General features: G+C 39.7%; 18 protein-coding genes. 6 read left to right on the top strand and 12 right to left on the bottom strand.

Annotation, left to right across the window (positions count from 1 at the left end):
- Nucleotides 1-334: 334 nt before the first annotated feature.
- The 6 genes from PMAN_RS06335 to seqA all read right to left on the bottom strand — a co-directional run bounded on the left by PMAN_RS06335 (nt 335) and on the right by seqA (nt 7,732).
- The gene (locus tag PMAN_RS06335) at nt 335-1,897 is read right to left on the bottom strand and encodes a dihydrolipoyllysine-residue acetyltransferase (RefSeq protein ID WP_010556446.1); all 1,563 of its coding nucleotides are present in this window, start codon (nt 1,895-1,897) and stop codon (nt 335-337) included.
- A gap of 8 nt (nt 1,898-1,905) precedes the next feature.
- Nucleotides 1,906-2,883 (bottom strand): alpha-ketoacid dehydrogenase subunit beta, encoded by a 978-nt coding sequence (locus PMAN_RS06330; RefSeq protein ID WP_010556445.1) that lies wholly within the window; start codon nt 2,881-2,883, stop codon nt 1,906-1,908.
- A complete protein-coding gene (locus PMAN_RS06325; RefSeq protein WP_010556444.1) occupies nt 2,883-4,097 on the bottom strand; it encodes a thiamine pyrophosphate-dependent dehydrogenase E1 component subunit alpha in 1,215 nt (404 codons plus the stop codon). The genes PMAN_RS06330 and PMAN_RS06325 overlap by 1 nt, the downstream gene beginning before the upstream one ends.
- 266 nt (nt 4,098-4,363) lie before the next feature.
- Entirely contained in the window at nt 4,364-5,416 is a 1,053-nt protein-coding gene (gene astE / locus PMAN_RS06320) for a succinylglutamate desuccinylase (protein WP_010556443.1), read from the bottom strand.
- A gap of 78 nt (nt 5,417-5,494) precedes the next feature.
- On the bottom strand, nt 5,495-7,132 hold the full coding sequence (gene pgm / locus PMAN_RS06315; protein ID WP_010556442.1) for a phosphoglucomutase (alpha-D-glucose-1,6-bisphosphate-dependent): 1,638 nt from the start codon (nt 7,130-7,132) through the stop codon (nt 5,495-5,497).
- Nucleotides 7,133-7,141: 9 nt separating this feature from the next.
- On the bottom strand, nt 7,142-7,732 hold the full coding sequence (gene seqA, locus PMAN_RS06310) for a replication initiation negative regulator SeqA (RefSeq protein ID WP_010556441.1): 591 nt from the start codon (nt 7,730-7,732) through the stop codon (nt 7,142-7,144).
- A gap of 244 nt (nt 7,733-7,976) precedes the next feature.
- On the opposite strand from seqA, the gene PMAN_RS06305 reads away from it, so the two are divergent.
- From PMAN_RS06305 to fur, 5 genes are all read left to right on the top strand, one after another.
- Nucleotides 7,977-8,744 carry an alpha/beta fold hydrolase gene (locus PMAN_RS06305; RefSeq protein ID WP_010556440.1) on the top strand — a complete coding sequence of 256 codons (768 nt, stop codon included), beginning with the start codon at nt 7,977-7,979 and terminating at the stop codon, nt 8,742-8,744.
- Nucleotides 8,745-8,839: 95 nt separating this feature from the next.
- On the top strand, nt 8,840-9,061 hold the full coding sequence (locus tag PMAN_RS06300; RefSeq protein WP_006793041.1) for a DUF2788 domain-containing protein: 222 nt from the start codon (nt 8,840-8,842) through the stop codon (nt 9,059-9,061).
- A gap of 2 nt (nt 9,062-9,063) precedes the next feature.
- The gene (gene ybfE / locus PMAN_RS06295; RefSeq protein WP_002962928.1) at nt 9,064-9,342 is read left to right on the top strand and encodes a LexA regulated protein; all 279 of its coding nucleotides are present in this window, start codon (nt 9,064-9,066) and stop codon (nt 9,340-9,342) included.
- A gap of 14 nt (nt 9,343-9,356) precedes the next feature.
- Nucleotides 9,357-9,884 (top strand): flavodoxin FldA, encoded by a 528-nt coding sequence (gene fldA / locus PMAN_RS06290; RefSeq protein WP_010556439.1) that lies wholly within the window; start codon nt 9,357-9,359, stop codon nt 9,882-9,884.
- 186 nt (nt 9,885-10,070) lie between these two features.
- Nucleotides 10,071-10,514 carry a ferric iron uptake transcriptional regulator gene (fur, locus tag PMAN_RS06285; protein WP_006794887.1) on the top strand — a complete coding sequence of 148 codons (444 nt, stop codon included), beginning with the start codon at nt 10,071-10,073 and terminating at the stop codon, nt 10,512-10,514.
- Between the two features lie 102 nt (nt 10,515-10,616).
- On the opposite strand, the gene glnS is transcribed toward fur, so the two are convergent.
- Nucleotides 10,617-12,275 carry a glutamine--tRNA ligase gene (gene glnS / locus PMAN_RS06280; protein ID WP_010556438.1) on the bottom strand — a complete coding sequence of 553 codons (1,659 nt, stop codon included), beginning with the start codon at nt 12,273-12,275 and terminating at the stop codon, nt 10,617-10,619.
- Nucleotides 12,276-12,493: 218 nt separating this feature from the next.
- Between glnS and PMAN_RS06275 the strand changes: the two genes are divergently transcribed.
- On the top strand, nt 12,494-13,564 hold the full coding sequence (locus tag PMAN_RS06275) for a DUF3083 family protein (protein WP_010556437.1): 1,071 nt from the start codon (nt 12,494-12,496) through the stop codon (nt 13,562-13,564).
- A 61-nt stretch (nt 13,565-13,625) separates the two neighbouring features.
- Here the strand turns inward: PMAN_RS06275 and sucD are convergent, their stop codons facing one another.
- From sucD to PMAN_RS06250, 5 genes are all read right to left on the bottom strand, one after another.
- Entirely contained in the window at nt 13,626-14,498 is an 873-nt protein-coding gene (gene sucD, locus PMAN_RS06270) for a succinate--CoA ligase subunit alpha (RefSeq protein WP_010556436.1), read from the bottom strand.
- Nucleotides 14,498-15,664 carry an ADP-forming succinate--CoA ligase subunit beta gene (sucC, locus tag PMAN_RS06265; protein ID WP_006794719.1) on the bottom strand — a complete coding sequence of 389 codons (1,167 nt, stop codon included), beginning with the start codon at nt 15,662-15,664 and terminating at the stop codon, nt 14,498-14,500. Before sucC ends, sucD begins: the two co-directional genes overlap by 1 nt.
- Before the next feature lie 176 nt (nt 15,665-15,840).
- On the bottom strand, nt 15,841-17,352 hold the full coding sequence (odhB, locus tag PMAN_RS06260; protein ID WP_010556435.1) for a 2-oxoglutarate dehydrogenase complex dihydrolipoyllysine-residue succinyltransferase: 1,512 nt from the start codon (nt 17,350-17,352) through the stop codon (nt 15,841-15,843).
- Between the two features lie 3 nt (nt 17,353-17,355).
- Nucleotides 17,356-20,175, bottom strand: coding sequence for a 2-oxoglutarate dehydrogenase E1 component (gene sucA, locus PMAN_RS06255; RefSeq protein ID WP_010556434.1), 2,820 nt, complete (start codon nt 20,173-20,175; stop codon nt 17,356-17,358).
- Nucleotides 20,176-20,265: 90 nt separating this feature from the next.
- The gene (locus tag PMAN_RS06250) at nt 20,266-20,982 is read right to left on the bottom strand and encodes a succinate dehydrogenase iron-sulfur subunit (protein ID WP_006794722.1); all 717 of its coding nucleotides are present in this window, start codon (nt 20,980-20,982) and stop codon (nt 20,266-20,268) included.
- Nucleotides 20,983-20,988 lie beyond the last annotated feature (6 nt).

Raw genomic sequence — 20,988 nt, 5'->3', positions numbered from 1 at the left:
AACGCCTAGCTTTAAAACAAAAAACCAGCAAATTGCTGGTTATTTATTAGGGCGTGTTGACCTTTGCGGATTGAAATTTGTTCAATCTAGGGTCGATTAAATCGCGGCGCGAGGTTTGTAACCTAGTGGGCTAAGTAAAAACCGAGTAACAAAGAGTTTATTGCCCCTAGGCAGAACCCGAAGGGCAGCGCATGTTTGGCATTTATGCTGCGTTATCGCCTATTTATGGGGAATAACCACACTTCATAGGCTCTGCCTTGCCTAAAAACCAAACATACTGCTGCAAATTCAACCATCAAAGATCAACACGCCCTAGGTTTAAACAATTATATTTTTAACTCATGGCCATCATCATTGCCGATGGATTTTCTAAGTACGATTTCCATAAGTTATTAAAGCGAGCAATTGTTCCGCCATCAATAACACGGTGATCACCAGACCAACTAACTTGCATAATGGCCTTACTCACAACATGGCCGTTTTCATCAAAGCGTGGTAAATGCTGCAATTTACCTAGCGCTACAATAGCAACTTCAGGTTTATTAATAATTGGTGTGGCAATTGTGCCGCCAATTGCACCTATGTTTGAAATGCTAATAGTACCGCCTTTTAAGTCTTCAGGTGGTACTCGCCCTTCGCGAGCGGACTCAGTAAGGCGTGTAAGTTCATTAGCCACATCAACAATATTTTTACTTTGGCACGACTTAATATTAGGCACCAATAAGCCAATTTTAGAATCGACTGCTATACCAATATTATGATCGTTAAAATAAGTAAGCTCAGAGCAATCTTCATTTACTTTAGAATTAAGAACCGGGAATTCTTTCATCGCAAGCGACAGTGCTTTAACAAAGAAAGGCATCATAGTGAGCTTAACGCCTTGTGCTTTGTATTGCTCTTTCATTGAAGCTCTTAGGGCAATAAGGTCTGTTAAATCTATTTCATCACAAAATGTAAAGTGTGGAATGGTTGAAACAGAGGCAACCATTTGTTTTGCCATCGCCGCTTTTATGCCTTTAATTGGCTCTACACGCACGCTAGAGCTCTGCGTTTTACTTTGTGTGTTGACTGCACTGCTATTAAGCGGTGATGTATCAATACTGTTAGGTACTTCACCTTTAATAAACTCTTCTATATCTTGCTTATAGATACGTCCATTTTTACCACTACCCGGCACTTGTGTTAAATCAACATCAAGCTCACGTGCTTTTCGTCTAACAGCCGGTGATGCAACAGCTTTTGTGTTAACCACTTTTGCTGTTTGATTAACTTTTACTGGTGCTGCCTGCTCTGCTGCATTTGTCTGCGCTTTTACTACGGCTTGGTTTACATCTATGTTTTGCTTAGGTGCACTTCCAGCAATAGTCATTTGAAACAGTGGGCTATGTACTTTAGCTATTTCGCCTTTCTGATAATACAGCTTTTGTACGATACCGGTGTACTTGGCCGGTATTTGCACAAGGGCTTTATCAGTCATTACATCACAAACAGCTTGATCTTCTTCAATTTCATCGCCTTCGGCTACTAACCAGTCGACTATTTCGCACTCAACAATTCCTTCGCCAATATCTGGTAAAATAAAATCTTCTAATTGTTCAGCTGTATTGTTGTTTTGGGGTGCACTGTTATGCTCTTGCGTTTCAACGTCAGCCGCTTCGCCTGCTACATCCATTGCAAACAAGGGTGCATGCACTTTAGCTATTTCGCCTTTTTGATGGTAGAGCTTTGTAATTACTCCATCGTGCACAGCAGGTATTTGTACTAGGGCTTTGTCGGTCATCACGTCACAGATGGGTTGATCTTCACAAACGCTATCACCTTCTTTTACTAGCCATTCAACCACTTCGCACTCAACAATGCCTTCACCAATATCGGGTAATATAAAATCTTTAGCCATGGGAACCCCTAAAAATCCATTGATTGTTTAATTGCAGCTAATACTTTGAGCGCATCAGGCACGTACTCTTTCTCAAGCGCCAGTGGGTAAGGTGTATCTAAACCGCACACACGTAAAATAGGTGACTCTAAATGGAGGAAACACGCTTGTTGAATTGAGGCAGCAATTTCTGCACCAAATCCATTTGTAATAGGTGCTTCATGGCTTATCACTAAACGGCCAGTTTTAGTGACTGATTTAGCAATTGTGTCTATATCCCACGGCAAAATACTACGTAAATCTATAACCTCACAATGTATGCCTTGCTCACTTGCTTGTTTTGCAGCATCTTCAATAATTTCCATTTGAGCGCCCCAAGCAAGCACTGTAATGTCACTGCCTTCTTGCACGACTTCAGCTTTACCTAACTCTATTGAGTAATCTTCTTCAGGTACTTCACCCGTCGATGCGCGGTACAAACGTTTGGGCTCAAAAAATATAACCGGATTGTCATCTTTAATACTTGCACGTAGTAAACCTTTAGCTTGATATGGATTACGTGGCACCACTATTTTTAAACCTGGCGTATGTGCAAAGTAAGCTTCTGGTGATTGCGAATGATATAAACCACCAGCAATACCACCACCATATGGTGTGCGTACAGTTAAGGTACCTACATTAAACTCATTACCACTACGGTATCTGAATTTTGCTGATTCATTTACTATTTGGTCAAAGGCCGGGAATATATAATCTGCAAATTGAATTTCAGCTAATGCGGGGGCACCAAATGCCGCTAAACCATTTGCAAAACCTAAAATACCTTGCTCAGTTAGAGGCGTATTAAATACACGGTGTTTTCCGTATTTTTCTTGTAAACCTGAGGTCGCTCTAAATACACCACCAAAATACCCAACATCTTCGCCAAATATACACGCTTGCGGGTGTTCATTCATGGTTATATCAAGAGCAGAATTAATTGCATGTAGCATGTTCATTTTAGCCATTACTTAATTCTCCCTGATGTAACTGGGTAAGCATCTGGGTGCTTTTGTATATGTTCTTTTAGTTCATTGTATTGACGAACAAGTGAAGGGATTGGCGTGTCGTAAACATCTGATACTAGCTCTTCTAGAGCAGGCTTTTGTACTACTTCTGCACGCTTTAATGCCGCTAATATATCTTCACGTATAGACTCTTTTGCTTTTAAATCGTCTTCTTCGTTGAGCCATTGCTGTTTTACTAGCCACTTTTTAAATTTTTCTATTGGGCATGTTTTGTAATTAGCCTCTTCGTCTTTTGAACGGTAACCACTTGGGTCATCTGACGTGGAGTGAGCGCCTAAACGGTAAGCTATTGATTCAATTAAAACAGGCTCGCCTTGTGTTGAGGCAATTTCACGTGCTTTTTGCGTTGCCGCAAACACAGCAAGTGCGTCTGTGCCATCGACCCTAATTGTTTTAATGCCATAACCCACACCACGTGAAGCAATACCATCACCTTTAAATTGCTCATCTGCCGGGGTCGAAATCGCATAGCCGTTGTTACGTGCAAAAAATATCACGGGTGCTTTATGCACTGCAGCCATGTTTAATCCTGCATGAAAGTCACCTTCAGATGCAGCGCCTTCGCCAAAGTAACAAATAGTAACGTTATCAATAATGCTTGCAAGCTCGCCTGTTTTCGCATCTATATGCTTTACTTTTTGTCCATATGCATACCCTGTAGCTTGTGGTATTTGTGTGCCAAGAGGAGAAGAAATAGTCATATAGTTTAATTCGTTCGAACCATAATGAATTGGCATTTGACGACCTTTGCCTAAATCTAATTCATTTGAAAACATTTGGTTCATAAATTGGTCTAGTGTAAAACCACGGTAATGCAGTGCAGCTTGCTCACGGTATTGCGCCATTATCATGTCTTCTTGGTCAAGCGCAGCAGCGGATGCCGTAACGGCAGCTTCTTCACCTAAACATTGCATGTAAAAGCTTACTCGGCCTTGGCGCTGAGCACCTTGCATACGTTCATCTAATAAACGTATAAAACGCATAGTCTCATAAAGTTTAATTGCGGTATGTTTTGAAATAGCGGGTGCTGTCGCACTTGGGTGAATGTCGCCATCCTCAGTTAAAATACTAAGGGTTGGAATATTAAGCGCATTGCCGTCAATAAATTCTAGCGCATGGTTAATATTCAGCGATACGTTATTTGGATTACTCATAACCTACCTTCTGTTGTTGTCAGTAACATAGTGCCCCTTTTACATTATTATTATGGGTGATCATTGCTGAATAAACTTTGCAATATCTGCACTATATTTAATTAAAGCTGCCAACACTTTACGTTAACGTAAAGTGTTATTCAACAAATCTGTGACGAAACAAAAGTAAATATTGGTTAAATAAGTGGCAAGTTAACAATACAGCCACTTAAATTATTAGTAATCAGTTAGTTAACTTGCAGGACAAAGAGGTCTAATGAGTTGAATTATACAAAGTTACTGTCTATTGCCATTGGAACAACGGTGAGTAATGCACGTTGCCCTAAGGCTACTTTTGCATTTGGGAATATGATTGCTTCTCCTTCAACGTCCGCATAATAAGGAGTATTACCATCGGTTGCGAGCAGGTCTCCTTTTGCAAAGCCAGTAAAGTTCTCTGCATCATCAGAAAATGGAAAACTAAAATCCTCTTGAGTACGATTAATTGTACGGTGAACAGCGAACAGTTCAAAGTCGCTTGCATTAAATTGTGGGTATTCAACTTCTTTTTGACTAATTAATGCAGTTAACGTTTGTTTTGTTTTTTCAAAACGTGTCATATCGTTTTGGCCAAATGGCTTTACTTGCCCAAGCTCAACTGTAAACGAATCTGCACCATGAACAAAAGATGAGTAATAACTAAACGTTGTCGCTGGCGACTTCATCATTAATACAGTATTTACACCACAACTTAGTAAAAATTGTAGCTGTGATTTTTTCCATGGTTTACCGTGCAAAAATGGATACACAGCAAATTTTTCATTTTTTGAACCACGAATAGCCGTGTGCAAATCGTAATGACTGCGCTCACTGCCCTTTTCCCCTCTGGCAAAAAAGTCAGTTACGTAGCGTTCAAGTTTTGCCGCTCGAACGCGCTCGTCATTCATTTCAACACCATCAACAGTGTGGTGTCCATTAAATAAACGATTAAGATTTTCTTCAACAAAGCGCAAACCAATATTAATTGATTTAGGGTTTCCGTATATAAAAAGGACTCGCTGATTAAGCTCAAGGTTTTGGGAAATAATTTGCTTTATTAGCTCATCACAAATTTCAATAGGCGCTGTTTCGTTGCCATGTACGGCACTTGATAACACAATATCTTTTGAGGTAGTAACCGCTGGCTGAAACTCAATAACCCCAGTATCGTGTACGTTAACTCGGGTTCCATTGTTGAGCGAAAACTGGCTCGGTTCTAAGTGCCATTCGTTATCTCGGCTAATGGTTAGAAAATCACCGGTTGATTGCAATAAATTTAAATAATCGGGTGTGGCTGACATAATAAAAGCCCTTTATGGTGTGAGAGATACAAAAAAACGGCTGAATAATTCAGCCGTTTTTAAATAGTTTAAGCAGGTTTAGCTAATAACTGAATCAACTAATTGTTTAGCTTCTTTTTCTAAAAGAGCTAAATGTGCTTCGCCTTTAAATGATTCTAGGTATATTTTATAAATATCTTCAGTACCTGATGGGCGAGCAGCAAACCAGCCATTTTCTGTAACAACTTTTAAGCCGCCAATCGCTGCATTGTTACCTGGAGCATGAGTTAATTTTTGTAAAATAGGCTCTCCAGCTAACGTTTCGGCTTTCACGTCGTCTGCACTTAAAGCTTTTAAGCGCGATTTTTGTGCACTACTTGCTGGCGCATCTAGACGCTTATAAAGTGGCGATCCAAATTCTTGTTCTAGCTCTTTATAAAGCGCTGATGGTGTTTTACCCGTTACTGCAAGTATTTCAGCTGCAAGTAAACCCATAATAAAGCCGTCTTTGTCAGTACACCATACGCTGCCATCAAAGCGTAAAAACGCAGCACCTGCACTCTCTTCGCCACCAAAAGCAAGATTACCTTTGTTTAGGCCTTCCACAAACCATTTAAAGCCTACCGGAACTTCTTTTACTTTTCGCTTATTGCGCGCTACAACACGATCAATCATCGAACTCGAAACAAGCGTTTTACCAATCTCTACGCTACTATTCCACTCGCGGTGGTTTAATAGGTAATCAATAGCAACAGCTAAAAAATGATTCGGATTCATTAGGCCATCGGGTGTAACAATGCCGTGACGGTCGTAATCAGGGTCGTTACCAATCGCTATATCAAAATCGTCTTTTAATTTAATTAAATTAGCCATCGAGTAAGGCGATGAACAATCCATACGTATTTTGCCATCTTTATCAAGTGGCATAAATGCAAAACGCGGATCAACACTGTCGTTTACTACGGTTAGATCTAAATTATATTTTTGCGCAATAACTGGCCAAAAATTTATACCTGAACCACCTAATGGATCAATGCCTATTTTAACGCCCGCATCACTAATTGCTTTTAAGTTAACGATATTCTCTAAATCGTTAATATACGGAGTCATTAAATCTTCGTAGCGGATAAACCCTGAGCGAGAAGCTTTAGCGAATGGGAAAAGCTCAACCTCGACTAAATCTTCAAGTAATAACTTGTTAGCCCTGTCTTCAATCCAGTTAGTTACGTCTGTATCAGCAGGCCCGCCGTTAGGTGGGTTATATTTAAAGCCGCCATCTTCAGGAGGGTTATGTGAAGGCGTAACAACAATGCCATCTGCAAGCTCATTAGGATTGCGTTTATTGTGACAAACAATTGCATGGCTAATAACAGGAGTTGGAGTAAAGTCGCCATCTTGCTGAGTAATTACTTGTACTTCGTTAGCAACAAGCACTTCTATTGAAGAGTTAAAGGCAGCTTCACTAAGCGCATGAGTATCTTTACCTAAAAATAATGGCCCAAAAATATCGTTTTGTTTACGGTAATCACAAATGGCTTGTGTAATTGCTAAAATATGGGATTCATTAAATTTTACATCATAAGAGCAGCCGCGGTGTCCAGATGTACCAAAGGCAACGCCATGCTCTGGGTTTTGCTCTAAGTCTGGCTCATTTAAATAATAAGCCGAAACTAATTTAGGAACATTAACAAGTGCTGATTGTGGAGCAGTTTTGCCTGCGCCTGAGTGAATAGCCATTATATTTCCTTACAGGTAATCGCGAATTTTTTCAGCTTGCTCTGCACTGTAACCTAGGCAAAGAGCTACTTCATGAAGCATCATTTTTTTGCGTGTTGTATTAGAGTTAGTCATTACCCAATATTCACTGTCGGTGATATTTTTAGGGTTCATGCTACTTCCACTATTTACTAAATCTTCTTTGCTCGTTGCGAAATAAACACGGTCACGGCCTTTAATATCCAACACAGCAGAAAAATCAGATTTATGAGTGCGATAAAAAGCACTTAAAATAAATAAGAAGCGACCCACCACGCCTTTTTGCATTGCTAGTTCTTCTTTATTTAATACATTAAAAACGTTAGCATTTTTTTGCTTCACTGGTGTGACAGTTTTTGGAACTTCAGCTTCTGCTACAGCGTGCTTTAATTCTGGCGCAGTAGATGGCACAGATGTAGTTGTTGTTTGTTGATTTTGTGTTATTTCTACGTCAGCGGTTAATTGTTTTTCGCCGCTCATGTTTAATAAACGACGCAAAATTGTGGATGCACTTTCACCAATACTTTGCGTGTTGCTGGCAATGTATTGATATAACTCGTCGTCTATGTCGATTTGTTTCATGTTCTTCCTGTCATTACGGGTCACATTTTTTTCTCACGCCTGATTATACCCAATCCAATAATAAATGCGAGTTACAACAAGCACTCGCAGGCATTTCGAAAATCTATAACTAGTTAGGTAAATTTTTAGTCAATCAATTTCTCTAATTTTCGAATATCATTTAATAAAATGGTTAATTAGACACTATTTTTTGCTTTTTTAAGTATTGCTCGGCAAACTAAGGCGAAATTTTTAGGAGCAACGTATGCAGCTAAATTATAAGCAACTGGGACAAGGTCCTGATGTTATTTTAATACATGGACTATTTGGTTCATTAGAAAACCTGAACGTAATTGCTAAGCCGTTAAGTGAGCATTTTACAGTTACCAATGTAGATTTGCGAAACCATGGCCTCTCCCCTCACAGTGATGAGATGAGTTATCCTGCTATGGCAAAAGACATTGTTGAGTTACTTCGACACTTGAATATAAAAAAAGCACATATAATTGGTCATTCTATGGGTGGCAAGGTTGCTATGGAGCTTGCATTAACTCAACCCGAGTTAATTGAAAAATTAATTGTGCTTGATATAGCACCCGTTACCTACCCACCGCGGCATACTAAGATATTGCAGGCGCTTAACGCAGTTGCATCTGAGCATATAGAAGACAGAAAGCATGCTGATCATTTAATGCAGCCTTATATTGACGAACTTGGCGTTCGTCAGTTTTTATTAAAAAGCCTAGCTAAAAATGAAGCAGGAAAATTGACGTGGCGATTCAACTTACCTGTTCTAGATAAGAAATATTCAAATATACTCTCAAACGTTAATGAAAACAATTCTTGTTTGTGCGATACTCTTTTTATCAAAGGTAACGATTCAGATTATATTTTACCCGAGTACCGCACTGCAATTGTCACGCGTTTCAAGAATACGAAAGCAAAAATCATTCACGGTGCAGGTCATTGGTTACATGCGCAAAAACCTATGGCTGTAAATAAGGCAATAAGTGACTTTTTAATTCAAAATTAAAGTAATTTTAATCGCTTGTTTTTGATTGCACGTACTAAATATATGAATATTTTTGTGCTATAGTACGCGCCGTTTAATTTAAAGGTTATACGTTGATGGTCAGTCAGTTAATTAACGAATTTGATACCCTAGGGTTGTATTTTGGCTTAGCCGGTATTTTGATATTCATCGGCTTGGCAATTAAAGACGTACTTAAAAGTGGTAATGTACCTAAGTTTGGTCGCTATATAGTATGGACTGTACTCTTTTTAGGCTGTTCAGGCTTTATTGCTAAAGGACTTATTCAAGTATTTTGGCAAGGCGCAGGTGTAGGTTAGGCATGGCGAAGTCAGAAACAGATAGAACAACACTCGATTTATTTGAATACGAAAAGCGTCCAGGCCGACCTAAGACCAATCCTCTTTCGCGGGATATGCAGTTAAAGGTTAATAAACGTAATCAAATAAAAAGAGACAAAGCACGTGGTTTAAAACGTGTTGAATTTAAAGTTTCATCGCAGTTGTATCAAGCGTTAAGTGATATGGCAGATGCACAAAATATTAGCCGCAGTGCGCTGATTGAAACGATTTTACAAGAAAGATTGGCTATTGATACATAAAAGGTTATAAATCCATGGCAAGTGTAGGCATTTTTTTCGGAAGTGACACAGGTAACACAGAACACGTAGCAAAAATGATCCAAAAAGAATTGGGTAAAAAGCTTGTGGCTGTGCATGATATTGCAAAAAGCTCTAAAGAAGAGATTGCAGATTTTGATTTAATCTTATTTGGTATTCCAACGTGGTACTACGGCGAAGCACAATGTGATTGGGATGATTTTTTCCCAGAGCTTGAAGAAGTAGACTTTGAAGGCAAACTTGTTGCTATTTTTGGTTGTGGTGATCAAGAAGATTATGCTGAATACTTCTTAGACGCTATGGGCATGATCAACGATATTGTTACTGAACGTGGTGCTATTGTTGTAGGTCACTGGCCTACTGAAGGCTACGATTTCGAAGCCTCAAAAGGTATGGCAGACGATAATCACTTTGTCGGTTTAGGTATTGATGAAGATCGTCAACCAGAACTCACAGAGCAACGCGTAAAAGCATGGTCTGCTCAAGTATTTGATGAAATGTGTTTAAGCGAGCTTGCTTACTAATCCATCCGATATACCGCTAACTGTTTAAATAGTTATCAAACAGTTAGCGTTTTCTTTATTTACTGCAATATAAATCATTTCTTCTTTGCACTTGAGGCCTAGGCACGTTATCCTATTTGTTGCTTATGTATCGTGAGCATCTTTGCAAGATGTCTAGTATAACCAAATAAAATTGAGACAGATTTAATGACTGATCATAACTTGGAACTTAAAAAAGCCGGTTTAAAAGTGACTTTACCGCGTATTAAAATTTTAGAGATTTTACAGTCTCCAGATAACCAACACATCAGTGCTGAAGATGTTTACAAAATTCTTTTGGATTTAGGTGAAGAAATTGGCCTTGCAACTGTATATCGCGTACTCAACCAATTTGATGATGCAGGCATTGTAAGCCGTCATCACTTTGAAGGCGGGAAATCAGTATTTGAATTATCGGGCAGTACTCACCACGATCACTTAGTATGTTTAAAGTGTGGAAAAGTTGTTGAGTTTGAAGATGAGATGATTGAACGTCGCCAGCTTGAAATAGCTCAAGAAAACGGTATTACTTTAACAAACCACTCTTTATACCTTTACGGAGAGTGTGATGATAAAGCTGCATGTAAAGCGTTTAGTGATGCAAATAGTTAGTATATCCTAGCTATAAAAAAACCTGCTATTTGCAGGTTTTTTTGTGCCTATTATTTAAAGTATTACTACACCCACAAGTGAGCGGGCGTAGTAAAAATAAGCTTATTGTGTTTTAGACCATGAGTCACGAAGACCTACTGTTTGGTTAAACACAACATTTTCTGACTTAGAATCTCTTGAAAAGTAACCGGTACGTTCAAACTGAAACCCCTGCTCTGCTTGTGAATTAGCAAGCGAAGGCTCAAGTTTAGCATTAGTCAAAACAACTAATGATTCTGGATTTAATGTTGTTTCAAACTCATCAGCTGCAGCTGGGTTTGGCACATTAAATAAACGATCGTACAAACGAACTTCAGCTGTAATAGCCTCAGAAGCTGATACCCAATGAATAACGCCTTTAACTTTACGACCATCACTTGGGTTTTTGCCTAGTGTTTCATTATCATAAGTACAATAAATAGTGGTTATTTCACCGTTTTCGTCTTTTTCTACACGATTAGCTTTAATAACATAAGCGCCACGTAAACGAACCTCTTTATCGAGCACTAAACGTTTAAACTTATTATTTGCTTGCTCTTTAAAGTCTTCTCGTTCAATGAATATTTCACGCGTAAATGGCACATCGCGGCGACCCATCTCTTCCTTATTCGGGTGATTAGCCACCGATAAGGTTTCTGTGGTGTCTGCATCGTAGTTTTCGATGATCACTTTAACCGGATCCAGTACAGCCATCGCGCGAGGAGCATTTTCATTTAAGTCATCACGAATACACGCTTCTAGCATACCCATTTCAACCATGTTCTCTTGCTTAGTAACCCCTATTCGTAAACAAAATTCACGAATTGAAGCCGGTGTATAACCACGGCGACGTAAACCTGCAATAGTAGGCATACGTGGGTCGTCCCAACCTTCAACGTAGTTATTTACAACAAGGTCATTTAACTTACGTTTGGACATAATTGTGTATTCAAGGTTTAAGCGAGAAAACTCAATTTGCTGTGGATGACATTCAATGCTGATGTTATCAAGTACCCAGTCATATAAACGACGATTATCTTGGAACTCTAGTGTACATAGTGAGTGCGTAATACCCTCGATTGCATCAGAAATACAATGCGTGAAATCGTACATTGGGTAAATACACCATTTATCGGCAGTTTGATGGTGATGAGCAAAACGAACACGATAAATAATTGGATCGCGAAGCACCATAAACGAACTTGCCATATCAATTTTTGCACGAAGAACACATTCGCCTTCTTTGAAACCACCCGCACGCATTTTTTCAAATAATGCTAGGTTTTCTTCAGGAGATGTATCTCTGTATGGACTATTTTTACCTGGCTCCGTTAAAGTTCCGCGGTATTCACGTGCTTGGTCTGCTGTTAAAAAACAAACATAAGCTAACCCTTTGTTTATAAGCTCAACAGCATAGCCGTATAAAATATCAAAATAATTAGAAGAATACTTGATATCACCATCCCAGCTAAAACCTAACCATTGAACGTCTTCTTTTATAGAATTAACGTAGTTAATGTCTTCTTTTTCTGGGTTTGTGTCGTCAAATCGTAAGTTACATAAACCGTTATAATCTTTTGCAATACCGAAATTTAAGCAAATTGATTTTGCATGGCCTATGTGTAAAAAACCATTGGGCTCAGGTGGAAATCGTGTGTGCGTTGCTGCATGCTTTTTACTTGCTAAGTCTTCATCAATTCGGGTTCTAATAAAGTTACTTGGGCGATTCTCAATTTCCGCCATAGGAGTACGATCCTCTAAATATTACTTAATTACAAAACTAATGCATTATTACAAAAACAGTCACTAACATACAGCAATAGATTACGCTTTATCTTACTTATTGATTAACTTTAATTCATCTAATCTGTTTTTAACGAATAAAGTTTGTTTTAGCGCAATATTTAATTCATAGAAGCGCTTTATAGTGCGTTAATACCGTACTTTATAAGGATTAAGAGATGGCTACACTTAACCAGCACCGTGTTTATATACCTAGTAATGCACGTGCTAATCATTACTTACTTGCAGAAATTACCCCTAACGATAGTTTTTACTTAAGCTTCAACTCAATAAACTGTTGTTACGAAAGAATAGCACGTCAATTATTTGCAGCATGCGATGAGTATGAGCTCCATAATGTGCATATTTTAGCAAACGACAAACTTCCTGTTGTCAGATTCCATGATGAGTCTTATCAGTTAGAAACTAATAAGCAAATGCTCATATTTTATAACCCACGCTATCACGAGGCACATAAACTCTATTATTCAACAGACACGCAAAGTAAAAAGGTACGCTTACTCTTTTTAGCTACGGGCGAAGATATACGAGCTAACTCCGCTGTATTTCACAAAAAAGTCCAAAAAGTATTAACGGTAATGCAAGAACAATTATTTATTGATCAACCCCAATTTAAAGTGCGTGATCATCAACATTTAACTTACGACTTATTTGCTAAAAATAAAGGAAACAAAGAAACCTACGGCTACAAATTAAGAAGTTTGTACCCAAGATATCAAAATCGCCAATGTGAAATACCTAAAAAACATGCAGAGATGACATACACGACATTTTCTATTCCTGTATCAAGGGCTATTAAAACTCAATTTCAAACTTTAATTAATAATGGCGATTATGATCAATTTTATAATTACTTTTTAGATAGCTTCAAACGGTGCTGCGAGCTTAATAAGCTAACACATGGGGCATTAATAGCTAATGGTGCCAAACCTATTGTTAGAAATAGTAAAGTGGATATTAACGAAGGAAACGAAGAGCTTCAAAAGCTGAGCTTTGACATAGACTCAGATAAAACACAGCTAAAGTGCTTTTACGATGAACAAAGATTAGTTGAAACAATTCATTTTGTTATTGCAGCTGCCAATCATAACAAGCAAGAAATTGGTTATGGCAAATTTATGAATCAGGTTGAAAAAACGATTTTTCAACTTTGTGATGAGCTAGATATAAGTAAAGAAAGACAAGATCTAACCGTCAGGTTTTTTCAACATATCAGTTACCCGTTTTAATTAAGTGCTCAAAACAAAAAGGCTCGCAAATGCGAGCCTTTTCAAAGATTAAATAAACTGATTACCAGCCTGTTTTCTCTTTAAGTGCTTTACCGATATCAGCAAGTGAACGTACAGTTTGTACGCCAGCAGCTTCTAATGCAGCAAATTTCTCATCTGCAGTACCTTTACCGCCTGCGATGATTGCGCCAGCGTGACCCATACGCTTACCTTCTGGTGCAGTAACACCAGCAATGTAAGATACAACAGGTTTAGTTACGTTAGCTTTGATGTACTCTGCAGCTTCTTCTTCTGCAGTACCACCAATTTCACCAATCATTACGATTGCTTCAGTTTGTGGATCTTTTTCGAACATTTCTAAAACGTCGATAAAGTTAGTACCTGGGATTGGATCACCACCAATACCAACACACGTAGACTGACCAAAACCAGCATCTGTAGTTTGCTTAACCGCTTCGTACGTTAAAGTACCAGAGCGAGAAACAATACCTACTTTACCAGGCTTGTGGATGTGACCAGGCATGATACCAATCTTAGTCTCACCAGGAGTGATAACACCTGGACAGTTAGGACCGATCATACGAGTACCTGTTTGATCTAGTTTAACTTTAACGTCAACCATATCAAGTGTAGGGATACCTTCAGTGATACAAACAATTAGCTCGATGCCAGCATCGATTGCTTCTAAGATTGCATCTTTACAGAAAGGTGCTGGTACGTAGATAACTGAAGCAGTTGCGCCAGTTTTTTGTACTGCATCACGTACTGTGTTGAATACAGGAAGACCAAGGTGCGTTTGACCGCCTTTACCTGGGCTAACACCACCAACCATTTGTGTACCGTACTCAAGCGCTTGCTCTGAGTGGAAAGTACCTTGGCCACCAGTGAAACCCTGACAGATAACTTTTGTATCTTTATTGATTAATACAGACATTATTTGCCCTCCGCAGCAGCAACAACTTTTTCAGCAGCGTCTGTTAATGATTCAGCAGCGATGATGTCTAAGTCAGAGCTCTTAAGAACTTCACGACCTAATTCAGCATTAGTACCTTCTAAACGCACAACTACAGGTACGTTTACGCCAACTTCTTTAACTGCGCCAATGATACCTTCAGCAATCATGTCACAACGTACGATACCGCCAAAGATGTTAACTAAAACAGCTTTAACATTGTCGTCAGAAAGGATGATTTTGAATGCTTCAGAAACACGTTCTTTAGTCGCGCCGCCACCAACATCTAGGAAGTTAGCTGGCTTGCCACCGTGTAGGTTTACGATGTCCATAGTACCCATTGCTAGGCCTGCACCGTTAACCATACAACCTACGTTGCCATCTAGTGCCACGTAGTTAAGCTCAAAGCTTGCTGCATGTGCTTCACGCGCATCTTCTTGAGATGGATCGTGGAACTCACGGATTTTTGGTTGACGGTAAAGTGCATTACCATCGATACCGATTTTGCCGTCAAGACAGTGAAGGTTACCTTCGTCTGTGATTACTAACGGGTTGATTTCAAGTAATGCGAAATCGAAATCGTTAAACATTTTACCAAGACCCATGAAGATCTTAACGAACTGTTTCATTTGTGTTGGGTTAAGACCCAATTTGAAACCAAGTTCACGTGCTTGGTAAGCTTGAGGACCTACTAGTGGATCGATCTCAGCTTTGTGGATAAGTTCTGGTGTTTCTTCAGCAACAGTTTCAATTTCAACACCGCCTTCAGTAGACGCCATGAAAACAACTTTGCGAGAAGCACGATCAACTACTGCACCTAAGTACAATTCGTTGGCGATATCTGTACAGCTTTCTACTAAAATTTTAGCAACTGGCTGACCATTTTCGTCTGTTTGGTAAGTAACTAGGTTTTTACCTAACCAGTTAGCTGCAAACGCTTTAACTTCATCGATAGTTTTAACTAGCTTTACACCGCCAGCTTTACCACGTCCACCTGCGTGAACCTGAGTTTTAACAACCCACATATCACCGCCGATTTTTTCAGCAGCTGCTGCAGCTTCTTCAGGTGTATCGCAAGCGAAACCTTGAGAAACTGGTAAACCATATTCGGCAAAAAGTTGTTTTGCCTGATACTCATGCAAATTCATGATGCTTTATCCAATTTTTTATACTAAAAGAGCTGAATATTTATTCAATAAACAACTATCCCAAATTGCGCACCTAGTATAGTTGCCAAGGCTTAACATGAAAACCCCAGTACGACCAAAGGCGCAAAAAAAAAGCTGTGAATTGTGGTTCACAGCTTATATTTCATACTACTTGATTAAACATCCAGTAATAAGCGAGTTGGATCTTCAAGTAACTCTTTAATAGTTACTAAGAAACCAACAGATTCTTTACCATCTATTTGGCGGTGATCGTAAGAAAGTGCCAAATACATCATAGGAAGAATTTCAACTTTACCATTTACTGCCATTGGACGGTCTTGAATTTTGTGCATTCCCAAAATTGAAGACTGTGGCAAGTTAATGATAGGTGTAGATAGTAATGAACCGAATACACCACCATTTGTAATAGTGAAGTTACCACCTGTCATGTCGTCAAGCGTTAGCTTTCCGTCACGGCCTTTAAGTGCTAATTCACGAATGCCTTTTTCAATTTCAGCAACTGATAACTTATCACAGTCTTTAAGAACTGGTGTTACTAGACCACGAGGTGTAGAAACAGCAATGCTGATATCAAAGTAATTGTGGTAGACAATGTCGTCCCCATCAATTGACGCATTTACATCAGGGAAACGTTTAAGTGCTTCAGTAACTGCCTTCACGTAGAAAGACATAAAGCCTAAGCGAATACCGTGACGTTTTTCGAATACTTCTTGGTACTGCTTGCGAAGGTCCATGATTGGCTTCATATTAACTTCGTTAAACGTAGTTAACATTGCAGTAGAGTTTTTAGCTTCTAGAAGACGGTTAGCAATCGTTTTACGTAAACGTGTCATAGGAACACGCTTTTGAGTACGATCACCCATTGGCGCAACTGGAGCAGCAGCTTCTGCTTTCTTCGCTGATGGTGCAGGTGCTTTCAAGAACGTATCAACGTCTTCTTTAGTTACACGACCATTTTTGCCAGTTCCTTTAATTTTAGAAGCATCTAGGCCTTTTTCAGCAATTAAACGACGAACAGATGGAGTTAATACATCTGAGCTATCAGTTGAATCTGCAGCAGGAGCCGCCTCTTCTTTAGCAGCAGGAGCTGCAGGTGCACCACCTGCTTTTACTGAACCGATCACTTGCTCACCAAGAACAGTATCGCCTTCAGCGTTAATGATGTCGCCCATGATACCGTCTTCTTGAGCTACTACTTCAAGAACAACTTTATCTGTTTCGATATCTACCAGGTTTTGATCGCGCGTTACTGCGTCTCCTGGTTGAACATGCCATGTAGCAACTGTTGCGTCTGCAACTGATTCTGGGAGTACAGGTACTTTGATGTCCACTTCTTTACCTTCTGATGCTGGTGCTGATGGCGCCGATGGCGCGTCTTCTGATTTTTCTGCTTCACTTGAAGATGTGCTTTCGCTTGAAGGCGCTGCATCAGCATCGCCAAGTAAACCCATAACTTGGTCACCAAGTACGGTAGCACCCTCTTCTTGAGAGATTTCTGTAATTACACCGTCATGTTGTGCAACTACTTCTAACACTACTTTGTCTGTCTCAATATCTACTAAGTTCTGATCACGAGTTACCTTGTCGCCAACACTTACATGCCATGTAGCAACGGTAGCATCTGCAACCGACTCAGGAAGAACAGGAACTTTAATTTCTGTGCTCATCGCTTATCCTTTATTTTCTATAGTAAGCGCGTCAGCAACGAGCGCTTGTTGTTCTTTAGTATGTACTGACATGTAACCACACGCTGGTGATGCAGATGCTTTACGCCCAGCGTATTTCAACTTAGCACCTTGTGGAATTGCGTCAACAAAATGGTGTTGAGAACAGTACCATGCACCTTGGTTTTGTGGCTCTTCTTGACACCATACAAAATCAGTAACGTGTTGGTAACGTTCCATAATAGTTTTCATTTCGTCATGTGGGAACGGGTATAATTGCTCTACACGAACGATGGCAATATTATTTTGTTCCAGCTTACGACGCTCTTGTAGTAACTCGTAATAAACTTTACCACTACAGAAAACAACGCGTTCAACGTTCTCAGGTTTAATATCATCAACTTCGTCGATCATATTATGGAATACACCGTTTGAAAGTTCTTCAAGTGATGAAACTGCAAGAGGATGACGTAGTAACGATTTAGGCGTCATAACAATCAATGGACGACGTAGAGGTCTTACTGACTGACGTCGTAACATTGCATATACTTGCGCAGGTGTAGACGGAACACAAACTTGCATGTTGTGATCAGCACAAAGCTGTAAAAAACGCTCTAAACGTGCAGAGCTATGCTCTGGACCTTGGCCTTCATAACCGTGTGGTAACAAAATAGTAAGACCACATAAGCGACCCCACTTTTGCTCACCTGAACTCAAAAATTGGTCAAATACAACTTGCGCACCATTTGCAAAGTCACCAAACTGAGCTTCCCAAAGTACAAGAGAAGTTGGTTCGGCAGTCGCATAACCATACTCAAATGCAACTACTGCTTCTTCAGAAAGTACTGAGTCGAAAACTTGGAAAGCGCCTTGATCTTCACTTAAGTGTTGTAAAGGAAGATAAGTCGCACCATCTTTTTGACTGTGAACAACGGCATGTCTATGGAAGAAAGTACCGCGACCAGAATCTTGGCCTGTCATTCTAATGTCAGTGCCTTCGGTTGCGATAGTTGCATAAGCAAGTGTTTCAGCCATTCCCCAATCAAGCGGTTTTTCACCAGTGGCCATTAACTTACGATCATCGTAAATCTTTTTAACGCGCGACTGAGCTTTATATTCTTCAGGGTAGCTCGCTACCTTTTCGCCAAGTTCTTTGAGCTTTTCAACCGAAACACTTGCGTCGTAATCAACATCCCAATCGTGGCCCACGTATTTAGCCCAATCTGAAGAATGAGAGGTTTCTGGTTGAATTTCAGATACAACGCAATTACCGTCATCTAACCCATTACGGTATTCATCGGCAAGTGCTTTAATTTCTTGTTCTGAAAAAGAGCCTTCAGCGATTAGTTGATCTGCATAAATAAGGCGCGGAACTGGGTGTTTTTTGATTTTTTGGTACATCAAAGGCTGAGTAGCATTTGGCTCATCAGCTTCATTGTGGCCATGTCGACGATAACAAACTAAGTCAATAACTACGTCACGCTTAAATTTGTTTCTAAAATCAAGTGCTATTTGTGTAACAAATGCAACCGCTTCAGGATCATCAGAATTAACGTGGAAAATTGGTGACTGAACCATTTTGGCGATATCAGTACAGTAATCTGTAGAACGAACATCGTCTTGTTTAGAGGTAGTAAAACCAACTTGGTTATTAACAACAATTCGAATACTGCCACCACAACTAAACGCATTAGTTTGAGACAAGTTAAACGTTTCTTGTACTACACCTTGACCTGTTACAGCAGAATCACCATGAATTGTGATCGGTAATGCTTTTATTCCCGTAGTGTCACCTAAACGATCTAAACGAGCGCGTACAGACCCCATAACTACAGGGTTAACTATCTCAAGGTGAGAAGGATTAAAAGCAAGTGCCATATGAACGTTGCCGCCTTTAGTGGCAAAGTCCGATGAATAACCCATGTGGTACTTAACATCACCAGAACTTAATGTATCTTTATGCTTGCCAGCGAATTCATCAAAAAGCTCTGATGGATTTTTACCTAAAACGTTCACTAAAACGTTCAAGCGTCCGCGGTGAGCCATACCAATTACGGCTTCTTGTTGGCCACTTTCACCAGCTCGGTGAATGAGCTCTTTAAGCATAGGTACTAATGCATCCCCACCTTCTAGTGAGAACCTTTTTGCACCAGGGAACTTAGCACCCAAATATTTTTCAAGACCATCAGCTGCAGTTAACCCCTTGAGGATACGTAGCTTTTCTTCTTTTTCGAATTTAGGCCTAGATTGAACAGATTCTAAACGTTGTTGTAACCAACGCTTTTCTTCTGTAGATGTGATGTGCATATACTCTGCACCGATAGAACCACAATATGTAGTTTTAAGTGCTTGGTATAATTCACCTAAAGGCATAGAGTCTGAACCAACTGCAAAAGACCCTACATTAAACTCTCGCTCAAAATCAGCTTCTGACAAGTCGTGGTAATCTAGCTCTAAATCTCGAACACGCTCTCGTTCCCAAATACCTAATGGATCTAGGTTTGCATTTTGGTGTCCACGAAAACGGAAAGCATTAATAAGTTGCAGAACTTTAACCTGTTTAAGGTCACCGCCGCTACCCTCTGCTACCACTACTTCTCTATGCTTGTTTTTTGCAAGCTGTGCAAACTGTGCACGAACTTCTGAATGCTTAACTTCAACATCCACACCATTAACTTTTGGTAATTGTTCGAACACTTCTCGCCATTCATCTGGCACAGAAGTCGCATCATCTAAATACGCTTCATAAAGCTCTTCTACATAAGCAACGTTACCGCCGTTTAAATGTGAAGATTCTAACCATGCCTTCATCACACCTTCGTGCATTTATAAGCCCTTTTCTTTAGCGCAGAAATTAATAGTTATAATAACAAGATGGCTAGTAATGAGAACTAGCCATCTTACGTTTCTATGTATTTAAACTGAACGGTTTAATAACATAGATTTGATTTGCCCAATCGCTTTGGTCGGATTAAGACCTTTAGGACAAACGCTAACACAGTTCATGATACTGTGACAACGGAACACACTGAACGCATCGTCTAGGTCTGCTAAACGCTCTTCTGTTGCTGTATCTCGGCTATCAGCTAAGAAACGGTAAGCATGAAGAAGGCCTGCTGGACCAATGAACTTGTCTGGATTCCACCAGAACGAAGGACACGATGTTGAACAACATGCACATAAAATACACTCATATAAGCCGTCTAATTTATCACGTTCTTCAATAGACTGAAGACGTTCACCTGCAGCAGGCGTGTCATTAATTAGATAAGGTTTAACTTTTTCGTATTGAGTGTAGAACTGACTCATGTCAATAACAAGGTCACGTACCACAGGTAATCCTGGAAGAGGACGAACTACTATTGTACCTTTACCGTTATTTTGTAACGTAGATAAAGGAGTAATACATGCTAAACCATTCTTACCATTCATGTTAACACCGTCAGAACCACACACGCCTTCACGGCATGAACGACGGAATGAAAGTGAAGGATCTTGCTCTTTTAATAATAAAAGTGCATCCAGAACCATCATGTCGTGACCATCGTCAATTTGCAAGGTGTAATCTTGCATACGCGGTGCGTTGTCAACATCTGGATTGTAACGATAAACTGAAAATTGTACTTGTGCCATCGTCTC

The organism is Pseudoalteromonas marina, from assembly GCF_000238335.3.
Lineage (GTDB): Bacteria > Pseudomonadota > Gammaproteobacteria > Enterobacterales > Alteromonadaceae > Pseudoalteromonas > Pseudoalteromonas marina.
The sequence above is the reverse complement of the archived record's forward strand: the minus strand, read 5'-3'. Positions and strand labels throughout refer to the sequence as shown.